Annotated in this window: 18 protein-coding genes and 1 pseudogene; 3 read left to right on the top strand and 16 right to left on the bottom strand. The window is 66.0% G+C overall.

Annotated elements, in window-relative coordinates; translation table 11 throughout:
- Window positions 1-2: 2 nt before the first annotated feature.
- The 9 genes and pseudogenes from BUR94_RS18035 to BUR94_RS17995 form a co-directional block, all read right to left on the bottom strand.
- Window positions 3-1,022, bottom strand: a complete 1,020-nt coding sequence (locus BUR94_RS18035; protein ID WP_074257837.1) for an amino acid ABC transporter substrate-binding protein — start codon at window positions 1,020-1,022, stop codon at window positions 3-5.
- Between the two features lie 249 nt (window positions 1,023-1,271).
- Entirely contained in the window at window positions 1,272-1,988 is a 717-nt protein-coding gene (locus BUR94_RS18030) for an ATP12 family chaperone protein (RefSeq protein ID WP_074257836.1), read from the bottom strand.
- Window positions 1,989-1,990: 2 nt separating this feature from the next.
- Complete coding sequence (locus BUR94_RS18025) at window positions 1,991-2,662, bottom strand: HAD-IA family hydrolase (protein WP_074257835.1); 672 nt, start codon at window positions 2,660-2,662, stop codon at window positions 1,991-1,993.
- The gene (locus BUR94_RS18020; RefSeq protein WP_074257834.1) at window positions 2,659-3,696 is read right to left on the bottom strand and encodes an RluA family pseudouridine synthase; all 1,038 of its coding nucleotides are present in this window, start codon (window positions 3,694-3,696) and stop codon (window positions 2,659-2,661) included. Before BUR94_RS18020 ends, BUR94_RS18025 begins: the two co-directional genes overlap by 4 nt.
- Window positions 3,693-4,070: a fluoride efflux transporter CrcB gene (crcB, locus tag BUR94_RS18015; RefSeq protein WP_074257833.1), complete on the bottom strand. Its 378-nt coding sequence runs from the start codon at window positions 4,068-4,070 to the stop codon at window positions 3,693-3,695. Before crcB ends, BUR94_RS18020 begins: the two co-directional genes overlap by 4 nt.
- A 177-nt stretch (window positions 4,071-4,247) precedes the next feature.
- A pseudogene (locus BUR94_RS18010) lies at window positions 4,248-4,928 on the bottom strand (DUF3800 domain-containing protein); the annotation flags it as partial.
- A gap of 60 nt (window positions 4,929-4,988) precedes the next feature.
- Window positions 4,989-6,305, bottom strand: coding sequence for a replication-associated recombination protein A (locus BUR94_RS18005; RefSeq protein ID WP_074257832.1), 1,317 nt, complete (start codon window positions 6,303-6,305; stop codon window positions 4,989-4,991).
- A gap of 79 nt (window positions 6,306-6,384) precedes the next feature.
- Complete coding sequence (locus BUR94_RS18000; protein WP_074257831.1) at window positions 6,385-6,972, bottom strand: acyl-homoserine-lactone synthase; 588 nt, start codon at window positions 6,970-6,972, stop codon at window positions 6,385-6,387.
- A gap of 67 nt (window positions 6,973-7,039) precedes the next feature.
- On the bottom strand, window positions 7,040-7,651 hold the full coding sequence (locus tag BUR94_RS17995) for an autoinducer binding domain-containing protein (protein WP_074257830.1): 612 nt from the start codon (window positions 7,649-7,651) through the stop codon (window positions 7,040-7,042).
- A 79-nt stretch (window positions 7,652-7,730) separates the two neighbouring features.
- On the opposite strand from BUR94_RS17995, the gene BUR94_RS20790 reads away from it, so the two are divergent.
- Entirely contained in the window at window positions 7,731-7,901 is a 171-nt protein-coding gene (locus BUR94_RS20790; RefSeq protein ID WP_175570498.1) for a hypothetical protein, read from the top strand.
- A gap of 112 nt (window positions 7,902-8,013) precedes the next feature.
- Here the strand turns inward: BUR94_RS20790 and rplQ are convergent, their stop codons facing one another.
- From rplQ to rplO, 7 genes are all read right to left on the bottom strand, one after another.
- Window positions 8,014-8,436 (bottom strand): 50S ribosomal protein L17, encoded by a 423-nt coding sequence (gene rplQ, locus BUR94_RS17985; RefSeq protein WP_074257828.1) that lies wholly within the window; start codon window positions 8,434-8,436, stop codon window positions 8,014-8,016.
- A gap of 173 nt (window positions 8,437-8,609) precedes the next feature.
- Window positions 8,610-9,626, bottom strand: a complete 1,017-nt coding sequence (locus BUR94_RS17980) for a DNA-directed RNA polymerase subunit alpha (protein ID WP_074257827.1) — start codon at window positions 9,624-9,626, stop codon at window positions 8,610-8,612.
- A 109-nt stretch (window positions 9,627-9,735) separates the two neighbouring features.
- The gene (gene rpsK, locus BUR94_RS17975; RefSeq protein WP_074257826.1) at window positions 9,736-10,131 is read right to left on the bottom strand and encodes a 30S ribosomal protein S11; all 396 of its coding nucleotides are present in this window, start codon (window positions 10,129-10,131) and stop codon (window positions 9,736-9,738) included.
- Between the two features lie 15 nt (window positions 10,132-10,146).
- Entirely contained in the window at window positions 10,147-10,515 is a 369-nt protein-coding gene (gene rpsM / locus BUR94_RS17970) for a 30S ribosomal protein S13 (RefSeq protein WP_074257825.1), read from the bottom strand.
- Window positions 10,516-10,929: 414 nt separating this feature from the next.
- Window positions 10,930-11,511 (bottom strand): adenylate kinase, encoded by a 582-nt coding sequence (locus tag BUR94_RS17965; protein ID WP_074257824.1) that lies wholly within the window; start codon window positions 11,509-11,511, stop codon window positions 10,930-10,932.
- Complete coding sequence (gene secY, locus BUR94_RS17960; RefSeq protein WP_074257823.1) at window positions 11,508-12,887, bottom strand: preprotein translocase subunit SecY; 1,380 nt, start codon at window positions 12,885-12,887, stop codon at window positions 11,508-11,510. The genes BUR94_RS17965 and secY overlap by 4 nt, the downstream gene beginning before the upstream one ends.
- A 109-nt stretch (window positions 12,888-12,996) precedes the next feature.
- Window positions 12,997-13,470 carry a 50S ribosomal protein L15 gene (gene rplO, locus BUR94_RS17955; protein WP_074257822.1) on the bottom strand — a complete coding sequence of 158 codons (474 nt, stop codon included), beginning with the start codon at window positions 13,468-13,470 and terminating at the stop codon, window positions 12,997-12,999.
- A 360-nt stretch (window positions 13,471-13,830) separates the two neighbouring features.
- Between rplO and BUR94_RS17950 the strand changes: the two genes are divergently transcribed.
- The gene (locus BUR94_RS17950; RefSeq protein ID WP_074257821.1) at window positions 13,831-15,009 is read left to right on the top strand and encodes an ammonium transporter; all 1,179 of its coding nucleotides are present in this window, start codon (window positions 13,831-13,833) and stop codon (window positions 15,007-15,009) included.
- 342 nt (window positions 15,010-15,351) lie between these two features.
- Window positions 15,352-16,677, top strand: coding sequence for a DEAD/DEAH box helicase (locus BUR94_RS17945; protein ID WP_245794626.1), 1,326 nt, complete (start codon window positions 15,352-15,354; stop codon window positions 16,675-16,677).
- The last annotated feature ends 56 nt before the right edge of the window (window positions 16,678-16,733 follow it).

The following is a 16,733-nucleotide window of genomic DNA, read 5'->3' as shown; positions in this document are numbered from 1 at the left end:
TCTTAGCGGAAGGGCGGTGCGTAGAGCAGGCCGCCGTCGGTCCACTGTGCGTTGAGCCCGCGGCTCAGGCCGATCGGCGTGGCCGCGCCGATGTTGCTTTCGAACACTTCGCCGTAGTTGCCCACGGACATGATGATGTTCTTGGCCCAGCCGGCGTCGAGGCCGATCATCGCGCCGAGGTTGTCCTCGGTGCCGAGCAGGCGGTTCACTTCCGGGTTGTCACCGGCAGCGGCCGACATCTCGCCGACGTTGGCGGAGGTCACGCCATACTCTTCGGCGGCGATCATGGCGTTGAGCGACCAGCGCACGATGTCGCCCCACTCGTCATCGCCGTGGCGCACGAGCGGGCCGAGCGGCTCCTTCGAGATGATCTCGGGCAGGATCACGTGATCGGCCGCGTTCTCGAAGGTCGAGCGGGTGGCCGCGAGGCCGGAGGCGTCGGTGGTGTACACGTCGCAGGCACCGGCAAGGTACTGCTGCTGCGCTTCGGCGTTGGTCTCGATCGGAACCGGCTCGTAGCTGATGTTGTTCACGCGGAAGAAGTCCGCGAGGTTCAGCTCGGTGGTGGTGCCGGTCTGGATGCAGACGGTGGCGCCGTCCAGTTCCTTGGCCGAGGAGACGCCGAGCGCCTTGGGCACCATGAAGCCCTGACCGTCGTAGTAGTTGACGCCGACGAAGGTGAACTTCAGGTCGGTGTCGCGCGAGAAGGTCCAGGTGGTGTTCCGGGCCAGCATGTCGATCTCGCCGGAGGCCAGCGCGGTGAAGCGGGTCTTGCCGGTGGTGGGCACGAACTCGACGGCGGTCGCGTCACCGAGAACGGCGGCGGCGACGGCACGGCACACGGCCACGTCGAAGCCTTCCCACTCGCCCGAAGCGTTGGGGGCGGCGAAGCCCGGCACGCCGGTGGCCACGCCGCAGTTCAGCTTGCCGCGCGCCTTCACGTCGTCAAGCGTCGCCGCAGCGCCGGCGGTGGCGGCAAGGCCAGCGACGGTCAGCGCGCCGAGAAATACGGATTTTTTCATGTTTACCTCTTCCTGATCCTCCGGTGCCGTTTTGATACGGCTTTCCGGAATGGGTACCGGCAGGATGTGCCGATGTGCGTGATTACGATGCCCGAACCCTCGGGGCACCGCAGAAGTGGGTCAAGTTGGCCGAATTCGCCGCAAGACGTCAAGGGCGGTGGAGCGCGGTTCCTTAGCGGAAATGGAATTTTTGCCCGCTTTTTGGGCAACGGCCCTGCGTCGAAGGCCGGTTCGGAGCCCCCGGGGGAATCACCCGACAGGTCGTGACAGGCGATAAACCTCGGCTGCATGGAGAAAATCGCCACGTTTGCGGGCCGCCACCTCGGCGGCCTCCTCGTCATCGCCCCATTGCGCGATCTGCCAGTTCTCGTCCACGCGGCTGAGGTCCCAAAGCGCTTCGGGGGCCGCCTGCCCGGCCTGCACCGCGAGGCCGATCACCAGCGAGCCCGAAAGCGCCGTGAGATCGTGCAACGCGGTGAGCGCGAAGGCGTCCTGCCCCACGACTCGGGCGCGCAGCGCCTCGACGGACGTGGCCGGCTGCGGCACATGCATCAGCCCCTCGGTCGCGATCAGCGGCGCGTCGAGCACGTCGCGCGCCCAGTCGATCAGCGGGTTCCAGGCCTCGGCCTGAAGCGCGGCCAGCTCCCTCGGCTCGGCGGCGCGGTAGCAGATCAGGTCGGTCTCGCCATAGGCCGCCACGATCTCTGCCACCTCGGCCTGCTGCGGCGCCACCCGGTCCAGCGCGGAGTTGGCCGAGCGGGTGAAGGGCATCGAAAGCGGGTCGATCCTTTCGCCCTGCGCCTCCCATTCGGCGGCCACCGCCCAGGCCAGCGCCTCGGTCGGCAAGAGCAGCGGGGCCTTGGCAGGGGTCTTCACCGGACGGCCGTCGAGCTGCACGGCAAAGCCACCCTCGACGGGCACCGCCTCCGCCGCCTTCCAGAACCGCTTTGCCGCCCATTCCGCCATTCTCAGCCTCCTGTCGCCCGCAGGATCGCGCCGGGCAGCGCCTCGGCGCTCTCCACGATCTCCGCCGCCCCGGCCCCGCGCAGCGCGTCGACCGGGTGATAGCCCCAGCTCACGCCCAGCCCCGCGATGCCGGCATTGCGGGCCATCTCCATGTCAAAGCTCGTGTCCCCGATCATCACCGCCTGCGCCGGCTCGCAGCCGGTCTCGCGCAGCACCGCCTCCAGCATCGCCGGGTGCGGCTTGGAGGGGTGGTGATCCGAGACCTGCTCGGAGATGAACCGGCCCTCCAGCCCGGCGGACCTGAACAGCGCATCCAGCCCGCGCCGCGACTTTCCGGTGGCAACGCAGAGCAGGTTCTCCGGCGTCTCGGCCAGGCTGTCGAGCAGCGCGCGCATGCCGGGGTAGAACACCGCGCCATTCGACCTCTGCCGAATCTCCACGAAACTGTCCTTGTAGCCCTGCACCATCGCCTCGAGCTCCGCCGCGCCGGCCTCGGGGCAGAGCCGCGCGATGGCGAGGTCGAGCGAGAGGCCGACGATGGAGAGCACCCGGGCCCGCTCCGGCGCCGCGCGGCCCACGGCGGCAAAGCCCGCCGTCATCGCGGCGACGATGTCGTTCTGGCTGTCCACCAGCGTGCCGTCGACATCGAAGATGATGCAGCGCAGCCGGCTCAATGGTAATCCTCGAAGGGGTCGTCGGCGGCGAGGTCCTCGGTCCAGCCGAAGGTCTCGAAGGTGTCCTTCATGTGCTCCGGCAGCGGCGCGGTGATCGTCACCGGCTTGCGGGTCACGGGATGCAGAAAGGTCATCGAGCGGGCGTGCAGGTGCAGCTTGCCCGAGATGATCCCGCCCATCTTCGCGCCCCAGCCGTCGCCCATGTTCTCCTGCGCCGAGCCGCCATACTTGCCGTCGCCCGCGATCGGATGGCCGATCTCGGCCATATGGGCGCGCAGCTGGTGGGTGCGGCCGGTGATCGGCTCCAGCGCGACCCAGGTCGCCCGGCCCGCCACGCGGTAGAGCGCGGAATAGAGCGTATGCGCCCGCTTGGCGCCCTCGGTGCTCTCCACCTCGCGCGGGTGGATGCAGAGCATCCTCTCGCCCGCCCCCTTGCCGCCCGGCGCCTTCACGAGGCCGAACTTGATCTCGCCGTTGTAGGGCGAGGGCACGCCTGCGACGACAGCCCAGTAGATCTTGCGGGTTTCCTTGTGGCGGATCGCGGCGGTGAGGTCGGCAGCGATCCTGCGCGACCGCGCCAGCAGCAGCACGCCCGAGGTGTCCTTGTCGAGCCGGTGCACGAGGCGCGGCTTCTCCTCGGCGCCGAAGGTCAGCGCCTCCGCCAGCCCGTCGACATGTGTGCTCACGCCCGAGCCGCCCTGGGTGGGCAGGCCGGGCGGCTTGTTGAGGGCGATGATGTGCTCGTCCTTCCAGATCACCGCATCGCGGATCATCTGAGCGTTGGCGTCGGAGATGCGCGACGGCTTGGCGGGCTCGGGCGCCGCGCCCTCGGGCAGCGGCGGTATGCGCACCTCCTGCCCCTCTTCCAGCCGGGTCGAGGCCTTCACGCGCCCGCCGTCCACCCGGATCTCGCCCTTACGGCACATCTTCTCGATCCGCCCCTGCGGAACATGCGGAAAGATCCGGCGAAACCAGCGGTCGAGCCGCTGCCCGGCGTCATCGGCCGAAACGGGGAGGGTCTGGACACGGCTCATGCAAAAAGGCTCCTGCCGATGAGCAGCCCGACAACGAGCGCCCCGATTGAAAGGGTGACCGAGCACACCACGTAGAGCGCCGCACTGCCCACCTGCCCGCGCTCGAACAGCGTGACGGCGTCGAGCGAGAAGGCGGAGAAGGTGGTGAAGCCGCCGAGCACGCCGGTCATCAGGAAGGGCGCCCAGACATGGCCGCCCCGCAGGCCCACGAGCGCGGCGAAGAGCCCCATGACGAGCCCGCCAAGGACGTTCACCGTCAGCGTCCCCCAGGGAAATCCCGGCCCCATCACCCGGATCGCCGCCACCCCGGTGAGGTAACGGGCCGATGCCCCGAGGGCTCCGCCGAGGGCGACCTGTGCAAGCGTTGAAATCATGGGCCGCGTGTTGCGCCGGAGGCGGGGCAGAGTCAAGGCGCTGGAAATTTAGGTCAGCTCTGCTCCACCATTTGTTTGCATTCTGTTAAAGCATACCCCATATAATACTGGTGGATTGGGAATTACCCGGTCGGCAATGGAGCTCTGCGCAAGCGGGGCTCCTTTGCTGTTGGCCCGCTACGGAAAGGTCTTCCTGTAGGCCAACTTTTCTCGCAGGACGTCAAAGGTGCGGTTTCGTTGCTCTGGTATGAGCACCTGAAGCGCCAGGGGCCTCGCTGTGAGGTCGGCCAGTTGTAGACCGGTCGAGTTCACTGACTTCCTCGCGAACACAGGTTCAAGTTCCATCGTCGAGAAGTCGTGGTTGCGATACCCCCATCGGTTCGAGCCAGCGATGATACGGCGAAATGTCAGTTCGAGCTCGGAGTCCTCGGTCTTGCCACGACACTCAAAGACGATGTGAACGCGCCGTCCATCTTGGCCATTCCTGCGCAAGAACATGTCCAAGCGTTCGAGGCAAAAATGAAGGGCGAGTTCATAGGGGCTCCATGGGCGCGCGTAACGTTTCAGTAGCGCTCGCTTGTCTATAACTGCGCCGATGATCGAAATGGGCGCGTCCACCATGATCTGGTGTAGGTCGGCGTAGAAGCTCTCGCGTGTTTGCCGGTCCGCCAAGAGAAACGAGAAAGCGCCCTTCGACTTTCTTATTTCATGTTCATGGAGGATCACTGCATCGTGGCCCCAGTATTTGAACTTGAGCTCCTGCACGGCGGGAACGACCAGCCGAAAGTAGTCAGTCTTCCTGACGATGCAAAATGATAGAGCGAAGACCGGAAACTGTGAATCGATTGAAGTGAGGCTGTGGTCACCACTTTAATCTACGAACACAATGTAGTCCGAAAACTCCACGAACCGCTCTCTCTACCCCTTGTTCCGCTTGGCTCTCAGCCCCGCGAACCACTCCACCCGCTTCTTCAGCTCACGCTCGAAGCCGCGTTCGACCGGCTGGTAGTAGATTCCGCGCTTCATCCCGTCGGGAAAGTAGTTCTGCCCCGAGAACCCGTCTTCGGCGTCATGGTCATAGGCGTAGCCCTCGCCATAGCCCTGCTCGCTCATCAGCTTCGTGGGTGCGTTGAGGATGTGCTTGGGCGGCGGCTCCGAGCCGGTTTGCCTGGCCGCTGCACGGGCGGCCTTGTAGGCCACGTAGGTGGCATTCGACTTGGGCGCGAGCGCGATGTAGGTGAGCGCCTGCGCCAGTGCCAGCTCGCCCTCCGGCGACCCCAGCCGCTCGTAGACCTCCCAGGCGTGCAGGCAGTGGGTCTGCGCCGCGGGGTCGGCAAGGCCGATGTCCTCCACCGCCATGCGGGTGATCCTCCGGGCCAGGAAGCGCGGATCCTCCCCGCCCTCCAGCATCCGGGCAAACCAGTAGAGCGCGGCGTCGGGGTCGCTCCCGCGCACCGACTTGTGCAGGGCGGAGATCAGGTTGTAATGCCCGTCGCCCGACTTGTCGTATTGCGCCGCACGCCGTTGCAGCCGGGCCGCCAGCGCCTTCGGGTCGAGCTTGGCCTCGGCCTTCCAGCCCGCCACCTGCTCCACCAGGTTCAGCAGTGCCCGCCCGTCGCCATCGGCCATCCCGAGCAGGCTCTCGCGCGCCTCTCCGGTGAGCGGCAGGGCCTGGCCCAGCTCCTTCTCGGCGCGGAGCAGGAGCTTGTCCAGCGCTACCCCGTCAAGCCGGTGCAGCACCAGAACCTGCGCGCGGGAGAGGATCGCCGCGTTCAGCTCGAAACTCGGGTTCTCCGTGGTCGCTCCGACCAGCACGATCGTGCCGTCTTCCATATGCGGCAGAAAGCCATCCTGCTGCGCCTTGTTGAAGCGGTGGATCTCGTCGACGAAGAGCAGCGTGCCCTGCCCGTTGCTCCTGCGGTGCTTCGCCGCCTCGAAGACCTTCCGCAGCTCCGGCACGCCGGTGAAGATCGCGCTGATCTGCACGAAAGCGAGGTCGGTCTCATGGGCGAGCAGGCGGGCGATGGTGGTCTTGCCCACACCGGGCGGGCCCCAGAGGATGAGCGAGCTCAGGCTGCCACCCGCCAGCATCGCGCCCAGCGGGGCCTCGTGCGCAAGCAGGTGCTCCTGCCCGATCACGTCTCCCAGCCTTGCCGGGCGCAGCCGGTCGGCCAAGGGGCGTGGGGCCTTGCCTGAGGCGGACTGGGTTGCAGTTGTGTCGAAGAGATCGGCCATGGGCCAGATGTAGGGCCTCGCGGGGGCGAGGGGAAGCGTTTCGCCCGGGGCGGCGCAGCACCGCCCCGAGCAAGGCACCTCAGTGCATGTTGTCACGCAGGTCGATCGAGACGACCTGGCTCGGGTGCCCGTCGAAATCCATCACCCGTCCGGCGGCCTTGGCCTTGAGCCCGCAACGCCCGGCCCAACGGGGCCAGTTGGCGGGAATCAGGCCCAGCACCTCCGCCGCGCCCAGCTCGCGGGCCGACCGGGTCATCTCCATGATCAGGTAGGCGTGCACCCGGCGACGAATGTTCATCGGCGTGGTGTGCGAAACGAACACGCGGCTCGATTCCCAGATCGTGTCGGAGATCGGGGCCTCGTAGTCCAGCAGGTCGGCCGGGATGCTCTCGAGCAGGTGGCGCTGCGCGTCGCGGATCATGTAGCTGTAGATCCCGCAGCGCGCGGTGGTGGGTGTCAAACGGATCCCGGCAAGAATCTCGGCCCCGTCATGCACGGCAACCCAGCGCGAGGCCGGGGTGTCGTACTGGTCGTATTCCATTCCCATCGCTTCGGGCAGATCCCAATTGTTCTGCACGATGAAGCTCTGACGCCTTGCGCGAAAGAGGTTGGCAAAGAGCTCGCCGTGGTTGTGAAGGTTGGCGAAGGAAAGGGTGGTGGTTTGCATCGCATTTCTCCTGCTTGCTGGGTGGTAATAAAAGCAAGCCCTGCGCCAAGCAGGAGAGATCGGCACGCTAAAGCAGTCTGTATTCCTTCGCCCGCTGAAGCGCCTCGGCCGTGGTGCGGGCATGAAGCCTTTCCCGGGCGGCGGTGAGGCGGGCCTTGAGCGCGCTTTCGGAAATCTTGAGTTTGGCAGCTGCGGCAGTGTGGCGATCCCCCGCGGCGATCAGGCGCAGAGCATCTATCTGTGCCTGGGTCAGACTCTCCGGAGGCTCTGTCAGGTCGTGCAGCCTGCGGATGATATCGCCGATTGCGGCCATTTCATCTGCCTCGAATTCTCGGTCTGCTCGCGCTGCCCCTGCGATCGTGCGTGAAGAGATCGGTCCGCAGGACACCTGCATCCCGTACTTCAGGCCAAATTCCGCGGCTTCGTCGAGAATACCGAACGGGTCCGGCAATTCGATCTCGCTCCACCGCGTTTCCCCTTCTGTGGAAAACCCCCAGGCGATCATCGGATCCCGCATGGCATAGGCCTGCGCGGTGTAATGATCTGTCCATGCCCTGTCATACGTCTGGAACACATGGAGCGGCGAGGCGAATCGGATATGCAAACCAGCGAAGTAGCCCGCAGGGGCCAGCTTCCCGAGGGCCTCGAGTTCCCTGTCGATCCTTTGTTTGTCAGACATGTCTTTTTAGACAAGTTGCCAGAAACCCAGTCAACCTTAAATTGAGCCGCACACAACACACCGAATGGAGTGTAAATTCGTGCAACAGATGAGGCCGGAAACCTTTGCGCAGCTGATGCGCCTGCCGGTCCAGCTTCGAGCCGACCTGCTTGAGTTCATCGGGTCCACCCCGGTGGCCGATGGCGAAATCATCGCCCTGATCGAGCGGTTGGCCGGGGGGGAAACCCCCGGACTGGGTCGCGCCGCCTGAGGCGCCTTCGGAGCCGGAAGAACCCGCTCCCTCGCGCGAACGGCGCGATAAAGAGAAAAAGGCCCGCACGGCAATCGTGCGGGCCTTTTCTGTTCCGGTCGGCACTGTGGCCTCACTCGGCAGCGGCGTCCTCGGCCTCGAGGCGCGCACGGTCGGCGGCACCCTTGGCGGCGGGGTCGCGGTCGACCAGCTCGATGATCGCCATCGGGGCCATGTCACCGTAGCGGAAGCCGGCCTTCAGCACGCGGGTGTATCCACCGTTGCGCTCGGCGTAGCGGGGGCCCAGCACTTCGAAGAGCTTGGCAACATAGGCATCCTGCTTCAGGCGCGAGGCGGCCTGGCGGCGGGCATGCAGATCGCCCTGGCGTTTGCCGAGGGTGATGAGCTTGTCCATGATGCGCTTGAGTTCCTTGGCCTTGGGCAGGGTCGTCTTGATCTGCTCATGCTCGATCAGCGAGCCGGCCATGTTGGCAAAGAGCGCCTTGCGGTGCTCGTGGGTGCGGTTCAGGCGGCGGTATCCGCGGGCGTGACGCATGTTTCTTCTCCTAGAGTGTGCCCTCTACGGGCGGTTTTGCTTTGTCCGGCCGGCGTGCGTAGCGCCGGCTCTCCTTGGGGCAGGATGCCCGGGTGTTTCGCGGGGCGCGCCACGAGGGCGCACCCTGCGGGTTGGCGTAGGGTGCGCAGTCATGGCGCACCCGGCGGCCGATCTTAGAACTGGTCTTCGAACTTCTTCGCCAGGTCCTCGATGTTCTCCGGCGGCCACTCCTCGACATCCATGCCGAGGTGCAGGCCCATGCCCGAAAGCACCTCCTTGATCTCGTTCAGCGACTTGCGGCCAAAGTTCGGGGTGCGGAGCATCTCGGCTTCGGTCTTCTGGATCAGGTCGCCGATGTAGACGATGTTGTCGTTCTTCAGGCAGTTGGCCGAACGCACCGACAGTTCCAGCTCGTCCACCTTCTTCAGCAGAAGCGGGTTGAACTCGAGGCCATCGTCCTCGTCCTGGCGAGTGGCGCTTTCGGGCTCGTCGAAGTTGACGAAGATCGAGAGCTGGTCCTGCAGGATGCGGGCGGCATAGGCCACGGCATCGTCGGGGCTCACCGAGCCGTCGGTTTCGAGCTTCAGCGTCAGCTTGTCGTAGTCCAGCACCTGGCCCTCACGGGTGGGCTGCACGTCGTAGCTGACCTTCTTCACGGGCGAGTAGATCGCGTCGATCGGGATCAGGCCGATGGGGGCATCCTCGGGGCGGTTCTTGTCGGCCGCCACGTAGCCCTTGCCGGTGTTCACGGTCAGCTCCACGTAGAGATCGGCGCCCTCGTCGAGGTGGCAGATCACGTGGTCCTTGTTCAGGATCTCGATGCCCGCGCTCTCGGAGATGTCGCCCGCGGTCACGACGCCGGGGCCCTTGGCCGAGATCGACAGGCGCTTCGGCCCGTCCACATCCATGCGGATGGCCACGCCCTTGAGGTTCAGCACCACGTCGGTCACGTCTTCGCGCACACCGGCAATCGAGGAAAACTCGTGCAGCACGTTGTCGATCTGGACGCTGGTGATGGCAGCGCCTTGCAGGGAGCTGAGCAGCACCCGGCGCAGCGCGTTGCCGAGGGTGAGGCCGAAGCCCCGCTCCAGCGGTTCCGCGACAACGGTGGCCTGACGCGCGGGGTCATTGCCCGGCTTCACGTCAAGCTGCGTCGGTTTGATCAGTTCCTGCCAGTTCTTGTGGATCATGTGTATGTCGCCTCCATACCAGTTCGCAGCCCATGTCCTGCCTGCGAACGCCCGAGGATAAAATGACGGACCGGAGGGCTGGGCAGCCCTCCGGCAAATGCGTTTCAGATCAGACCCGGCGACGTTTCGGCGGGCGGCAGCCATTGTGGGCAATCGGGGTCACGTCGCGGATGGACGTGATGTTGAAGCCCACTGCGGCCAGCGCGCGCAGCGCGCTCTCGCGGCCCGAACCGGGGCCCTGCACCTCGACCTCGAGGGTCTTGACGCCGTGCTCCTGGGCCTTGCGGCCCGCGTCCTCGGCGGCCATCTGCGCCGCGTAGGGCGTGGATTTCCGCGAGCCCTTGAAGCCCATGGTGCCTGCCGACGACCAGGCAATCGCGTTGCCTTGCACGTCGGAGATCAGGATCTTGGTGTTGTTGAACGAGGAGTTCACGTGAGCAACGCCAGCGGCGATGTTCTTGGAAACCTTGCGCTTGGTCGCGCCACGACGGGTATCGCGTGCCATTGGTCGAACCCTCCCTTATTTCTTCTTGCCGGCAATGGCCTTTGCGGGGCCTTTGCGGGTGCGAGCGTTGGTGTGGGTCCGCTGACCGCGCACCGGGAGATTGCGACGATGACGCAGGCCGCGGTAGCAGCCGAGGTCCATCAGGCGCTTGATGTTCATCTGCACGTCGCGGCGCAGGTCGCCCTCAACGGTGTAGTTGGCGTCGATGTGCTCACGGACGGCGAGCACTTCGCTGTCGGAAAGCTCGTTGACGCGGCGGGTCAGGTCGATGCCGACGGCCTCGCAGATCTTGCGGGCGGAATCGGGGCCGATGCCGTGGATGTAGGTGAGCGCGATCGGAACGCGCTTTGCGGTCGGGATGTTAACCCCAGCGATACGGGCCAAAGTGGTTTTCCTTCGGTTGCGGTTCCGTGCTGCCAGAACCTTTTTTCACAACAGAGGCCCGAAGGGTTTGCGCCCCCGGGCCGATGCACTCTCAACCCGAGTCGCGAATGGCGATTCCCGGATGAGAAGCGCCCAAATAAGGGGATTTGGACGGCGCGTCAAGGGCACGTTCAGGATTTGTCAATCCCGACGTGTCTCAAGCCGCGCGTCCGGGCAGGATGCCGCAAAACCGACTCGGCGAAAAGCCTGTTGTGCCATTCTCGCCGTGTCAGCCCCGCGCATGTGGCGGACGATGGGCCTGAGGCGCGCGCCGCGGTGGCAAGCGCACCCCGGCTCGGGCATGGGGTTGTTCGGGGCAGCGGGCGAGGCTGTGGGCCGCCTCGGCGGCGCCTCCGGCCGGCTGACCCGGCGCCGTCAGGCCAGGCCCAGCTTCTCGCGGACGCCCTTCGCCACTTGCTCGATCGGGGCGAGCCCGTCGGTCTCGGCGTAAAGGCCTTTCGCGTAGTAGTAGCCCACCAGCGGCGAGGTCATCTTGTAATAGGCCATCAGCCGGGTCTTGAGGCTTTCCTCGTTGTCGTCGGCGCGGGCCTCGCCGCCTGCGGCCACGGCCTCGCGGGCGCGGTTGAGGATGCGCTCCACCAGCGCCTCGTCGTTCACCCGCAGCTCCAGGGCCACGTCGAGGCTCTGGCCCATCTCGGCCAGCAGCTCACCCAGCGCGTCGGCCTGCTTCAGGGTGCGGGGGAACCCGTCGAAGATGTAGCCCTTCTCGGGGTCCTTCTCGAGCTGCTCGCGGATCAGGCCGATGACGATCTCGTCGGTGACCAGATGGCCCCGGTCCATCACCTCGGCCACGCGCTTGCCCATCTCGGTGCCCGAGGTGCGGGCCGCGCGCAGCATGTCGCCGGTCGACAGCTGCACCATCCCCTCGCTCTCCACGAGGATCTTGGCCTGGGTGCCCTTGCCCGCGCCGGGCGGTCCGAGAAGTATGATGTTCATCTGCGCGCTGCCCCCCTCCGGTTTCGGCTTCCACGCTTTTTACCGCGAAGCTGCGAGCGCTCAATGAGATTTTCGTACTGATGCGCCAGCAGATGCGACTGGACCTGCTGGATCGTGTCCATGCCGACCGACACGATGATCAGGATCGAGGTGCCGCCGAAGTAGGCGGTGATCCCGAGGCCGCCGCGCACCATTTCGGGCAGCAGGCAGACAAGCGCCAGGTAGGCGGAGCCGAGCACGAGGATGCGGTTGACGACATACTCGAAGTATTCGGCGGTGCGCTTGCCGGGGCGGATGCCGGGGACAAAGCCGTTCTGGTTCTTCAGGTTGTCGGCCACGTCGTCGGTCTTGAACGAGACGTTATGGGTGTAGAAATAGGTGAAGAACACGATCATCGCCGCGAAGAACAGCAGGTAGAGCGGCTGTCCGGGGCCGAAGTAGGCCAGGATGGTGCTCATCACCGGGCCGGTCTGGTTGCCGGAGAAGGTGCTGACGGTGGTCGGCAGCAGCAGCAGCGACGAGGCGAAGATCGCCGGGATCACGCCCGCCGGGTTCACCTTGATCGGCAGGTGGCTGGAGCCACCGTCATAAACCTTCATGCCGACCTGGCGGCGCGGATACTGGATGTGGATCTTGCGCAGGCTGCGCTCCATGAAGACCACGAAGGTCAGCACGGCCACGATCATCACCAGCACGCCGATCACCACCCCGCCCGAGATCGCCCCGGTCTGGCCCTGCACGAAGAACTGCGCCAGCGCCCCGGGCAGCTCGGCAACGATGCCGACGAAGATGATGAGCGAGATGCCGTTGCCGATGCCGCGCGCGGTGATCTGCTCGCCGAGCCACATCAGGAACATGGTGCCGCCCACCAGCGTGATGACGCAGGAGGCGATGAAGAAGAGCCCCGGATCGGCCACGAAGGGCACACCGTCGGCCGAGCCGTTCTGCAGCGACACCGCAAGGCCGTAGGCCTGGAAGGTCGCCAGCGCCACGGTGCCGTAGCGGGTGTACTGGTTGATCTTCTTGCGGCCCTGCTCGCCCTCCTTCTTCAGCTGCTCCAGCGCCGGCACCATGGCCGTCAGCAGCTGAACGATGATCGAGGCGGAGATGTAGGGCATGATACCGAGGGCAAAGATGCCCATCCGGCCGATGGCGCCCCCGGTGAACATGTTGAGCACGCCGCCAAGGCCCTGCGTCGCCTGCTCCATGAAGGCCCGCAGCGCGGTGCCGTCGATTCCGGGCACCGGGATGTAGGTTCCGAGGCGATAGATGATCAGCAACCCGATGGTGAAGAAGATCCGCTGCCGCAGCTCGGGGGCCTTGCCGATGGCCCCCCAGCTCATGTTGGCGGCCATTTGCTCTGCTGCTGATGCCATGGAGATGTGCTCTTTTCGTTATGCCGATGCGCCGCCGGGCCCTCTCAGGACCGGCGGCGCAGTTACGTCATTAGCCATGTAGGGGCCTGCGCCGCCTTGGGCAACCGTCTTACTCGGCGGCCTGCGCAGCCGTGATCGCCAGCGAGCCGCCGGCCTTCTCGACGGCCTCGACGGCCGATTTGGAGGCCCCGGTGACCGAGAGCGCGACCTTGGTGGTCAGTTCACCCTTGGCCAGCACGCGCACGCCATCGAGCTTGCGGCGCACGAGGCCGGAGGCCACCAGTGCGTCCTCGTCGATGGTGCCCTTGGCGTCGAGCTTCTTCTCGTCGATGAACTTCTGGATGAGCCCGAGGTTGACGACGGCGAATTTCTTGCGGTTCGGCTTGTTGAAGCCGCGCTTGGGGAGCCGCTGGTAGAGCGGCATCTGGCCGCCTTCGTAGCCGTTGATCGCCACGCCCGAGCGCGACTTCTGGCCCTTGATACCACGGCCGGCCATCTTGCCCTTGCCGGAGCCGGGGCCACGAGCCACGCGCTTTTTCTTCGGGGAGGAGCCCTCTGCGGGGGCGAGTTCGTTCAGTTTCATGTCGCTTCTCCTTGCCGGACGCGTCCCCGAAGCGAGATGGACGGCCACGGCTTTTCTTGGTTGGTGAATCGGGCCGATGCAGGCCACCGGGGGCGTATAGTGCCTTGGGACACACCGATCAAGGCCCGCTTTCGCGGCCTGCCTCTGTGCACGGGGCAAACCGGCGGCGTTGCCGCGCGGCGATCGCGCGGCTGGAATAATATTCCTGCACATCATGAAGGCGCACGCCCCGCATGGCGCACATTTTGTGGGCATTTCCAAAAGCGCCCGGTTGTTTGGCAGCCCGGATGTGCATTGCCGCTTTCTTTTGCACTCCGGCAAATGTCTCTGCCCTGCAATCAAACCGAGGAGGGGACAGACATGAACGGAGCAGATACCGCGTGGATCATCGTGGCCACGGCGCTTGTGCTGATGATGACGCTGCCAGGGCTGGCGCTGTTTTACGGCGGGCTGGTGCGGGCGCGCAACGTGCTCAGCGTCTTCATGCACTGCTACGCCATCGCCTGCCTGATGAGCGTGCTCTGGCTGGTGGCGGGCTATTCCATCGCCTTCGGAGAGGCCGCGAGCTGGTGGGGCGGCCTCGGCAAGGTCTTCCTCAACGGCGTCACCGCCGATAGCCTCTCGGGCACCCTGCCCGAGATCCTCTTCTTCGCCTTCCAGATGACCTTTGCCATCATCACCCCCGCGCTCATCGTCGGCGCCTATGTCGAGCGCATCGGCTTCGGCTTCGTGCTGCTCTTCTCCGGGCTCTGGATGCTGCTCTGCTACGCTCCGGTGGTGCACTGGGTCTGGGGCGGCGGCTTTCTGGCCGACGGCGGCCTCTTCGGCGAGACCGGCGTGAAGGACTTCGCCGGCGGTATCGTGGTGCATGAAACCGCAGGCATCGCCGCGCTCATCCTCGCCGCCGTGCTCGGCCGCCGGAAGGATGACAACAAGCCGCCCCACAACCCCGGCTACGTGGTCATCGGCGCCTCGCTGCTCTGGGTCGGCTGGTTCGGGTTCAACGGCGGCTCGCAGCTGGCGGCCGATGGCGGCGCGGCCATGGCGCTCACCGTCACCCATATCTCCGCCGCCACGGCGACCCTCACCTGGGCGCTCTGGGAAAAGATCAAGTATGGCAAGGCCTCGGTTGTCGGCGCGGTCACCGGCACCATCGCCGGCCTCGCCTCGATCACGCCCGCCTCCGGCTTCGTCGGCCCGATCGCGGCGCTCGTCATCGGCGGTATCGCCGGCATTCTCTGCCAGGAGGCGGTGGGCCTGATTCGCAACAAGGTGCGCATCGACGACACGCTCGATGTCATGGCGGTTCACGGCGTGGGCGGCATCTTCGGCACCATCATGATCGCGGCCTTCGGCGCGGGCAGCTGGGCGGCCCAGCTCGGCTCGCTCGCCATCGTCGGGGTCTTCACCATCGTGATGACCTTCGCACTGATCTACCTGTGCCGCCTCGTCACCCCGCTCCGTGTGGACGAGGAAATCGAGTACGCCGGCCTCGACCTCGCGGTACACGGCGAAAGCGCCTACGACCACAACTCCTGAGGCAGGCACAATGGCAACGCCCCGGTGTTTCGGCGCCGGGGCCTTCGCTCTTCATTGACTTTCAATCCTTTACCCCTCATATGGCCCTCATGCCGCACCCGCCGCGTGAGCGGGGCAGCGTGGCGATACGACGACAAGACCGATCAGAACGGCCCGCACGGCACTCTTTCCTTACATATGGTTCCCAGATCACGCGGGGGGTCAGACGCCAGAGCACTCACAGGGGCAATCCGGCCCAGGCGAGGTGTTTTGCGCGCAACCCAACTGTGACGTGTGGCCCGTGTCGGGCCGCACCCGCCTATTGCGGGTGGCCAGTGCCGCCCGCCCGAAAAGGACAATCCTTTGGATTTCGACATGCTCGGGCTTCCGCCCAAACTCCTGGCCAACCTGGCCGAAATGAACATCACCCAGCCGACCCCGATCCAGACCAAGGCCATCCCCCACGCCATGAACGGCCGTGACGTGATGGGCCTGGCGCAAACCGGCACCGGCAAGACCGCCGCCTTCGGCCTGCCCATCGTTTCCGCCCTGCTGCGGATCGAGGGCAAGCCCGACCCCAAGGCTGTCCGCGGCCTCATCCTCGCCCCCACCCGCGAACTCGCCAAGCAGATCGTCGAGAACCTGCAAGGCTTCGCCAAGGGCACGCAGCTGCGCACAAACCTCGTGGTCGGCGGCGTCTCCATCAACCCGCAGATCCAGAAGCTGGGCCGCGGCACCGACCTGCTGGTCGCCACCCCCGGCCGCCTGATCGACCTGCTGGAGCGCAAGGCCGTCCGGCTCGACCAGGCCCGCTTCCTGGTGCTCGACGAGGCCGACCAGATGCTCGACATGGGCTTCATCCACGCCCTGCGCCAGATCGCGCCGCTGCTGCCGAAAGACCGGCAGACCATGCTGTTCTCGGCCACCATGCCCAAGCTGATGGAAGAGCTTTCGCAGTCCTACCTCAGTGATCCGGTGCGGATCGAAACCGCCCCCGCCGGCAAGCCGGCCGACAAGATCGACCAATGCCTGCACTTCGTCGACCAGGCCGAAAAGCAATCGCTGCTCATCGAGCACCTCGCCAAGCACCCCAAGGAGGCGGCGCTGGTGTTTTCGCGCACCAAGCACGGCGCGGAGCGGATCAAGAAGCACCTCGAGAAGGCCGGCTTTGCCGCGGGCTCGATCCACGGCAACAAGAGCCAGGGCCAGCGTGACCGTGCGCTCTCGGGCTTCCGCGAGGGCGAGTTGATGGTGCTGGTGGCCACCGATGTGGCCGCCCGTGGCATCGACATCCCCGAGGTGCGCTACGTCTACAACTACGACATGCCCAACGTGCCCGACAACTACGTGCACCGCATCGGCCGCACCGCGCGCGCGGGCCGCGACGGCACCGCCATCGCCTATGTCTCCCCCGAGGAGATGGGCGAGCTGAAGGACGTGCAGAAGGTGATGGGCAAGTCCATCCCGGTGGCGTCCGGCGAGGCCTGGGAGCCGATGAAGCGCCCCACCCGCGGCGGCGGCGGTGGCCGTGGCAAGCCCGGTGGTGGCGGTGGCCGGCGCCGGGGCGGCGGTGGCGGTGGCGGACAGGGCCAGAAAGACGCGCGCCCCGCAGCGGCGGCCAAGCCCGCCGGGCAGAAGCGCCGCAGGCCGCGCCGCTCCAAGAGCGGCGGCAGCCGCGCAGCCTCCTGAGACAGCGAAGGCCCCGGAGAGCAATCTCCGGGGCCTTCTGCATTTCAGCGCCTTGC

This window comes from Vannielia litorea, assembly GCF_900142295.1.
In the GTDB taxonomy this organism is placed as follows: Bacteria; Pseudomonadota; Alphaproteobacteria; order Rhodobacterales; family Rhodobacteraceae; genus Vannielia; species Vannielia litorea.
The sequence above is the reverse complement of the archived record's forward strand: the minus strand, read 5'-3'. Positions and strand labels throughout refer to the sequence as shown.

Excerpts from the sequence above, each read along its gene's own strand:
- BUR94_RS18035 (WP_074257837.1), bottom strand. The coding sequence starts at position 1,022 with ATGAAAAAATCCGTATTTCTCGGCGCGCTGACCGTCGCTGGCCTTGCC.
- BUR94_RS18030 (WP_074257836.1), bottom strand. The coding sequence starts at position 1,988 with ATGGCGGAATGGGCGGCAAAGCGGTTCTGGAAGGCGGCGGAGGCGGTG.
- BUR94_RS18020 (WP_074257834.1), bottom strand. The coding sequence starts at position 3,696 with ATGAGCCGTGTCCAGACCCTCCCCGTTTCGGCCGATGACGCCGGGCAG.
- crcB (WP_074257833.1), bottom strand. The coding sequence starts at position 4,070 with ATGATTTCAACGCTTGCACAGGTCGCCCTCGGCGGAGCCCTCGGGGCA.
- BUR94_RS18005 (WP_074257832.1), bottom strand. The coding sequence starts at position 6,305 with ATGGCCGATCTCTTCGACACAACTGCAACCCAGTCCGCCTCAGGCAAG.
- BUR94_RS18000 (WP_074257831.1), bottom strand. The coding sequence starts at position 6,972 with ATGCAAACCACCACCCTTTCCTTCGCCAACCTTCACAACCACGGCGAG.
- BUR94_RS17995 (WP_074257830.1), bottom strand. The coding sequence starts at position 7,651 with ATGTCTGACAAACAAAGGATCGACAGGGAACTCGAGGCCCTCGGGAAG.
- rplQ (WP_074257828.1), bottom strand. The coding sequence starts at position 8,436 with ATGCGTCACGCCCGCGGATACCGCCGCCTGAACCGCACCCACGAGCAC.
- BUR94_RS17980 (WP_074257827.1), bottom strand. The coding sequence starts at position 9,626 with ATGATCCACAAGAACTGGCAGGAACTGATCAAACCGACGCAGCTTGAC.
- rpsK (WP_074257826.1), bottom strand. The coding sequence starts at position 10,131 with ATGGCACGCGATACCCGTCGTGGCGCGACCAAGCGCAAGGTTTCCAAG.
- BUR94_RS17965 (WP_074257824.1), bottom strand. The coding sequence starts at position 11,511 with ATGAACATCATACTTCTCGGACCGCCCGGCGCGGGCAAGGGCACCCAG.
- secY (WP_074257823.1), bottom strand. The coding sequence starts at position 12,887 with ATGGCATCAGCAGCAGAGCAAATGGCCGCCAACATGAGCTGGGGGGCC.
- rplO (WP_074257822.1), bottom strand. The coding sequence starts at position 13,470 with ATGAAACTGAACGAACTCGCCCCCGCAGAGGGCTCCTCCCCGAAGAAA.
- BUR94_RS17950 (WP_074257821.1), top strand. The coding sequence starts at position 13,831 with ATGAACGGAGCAGATACCGCGTGGATCATCGTGGCCACGGCGCTTGTG.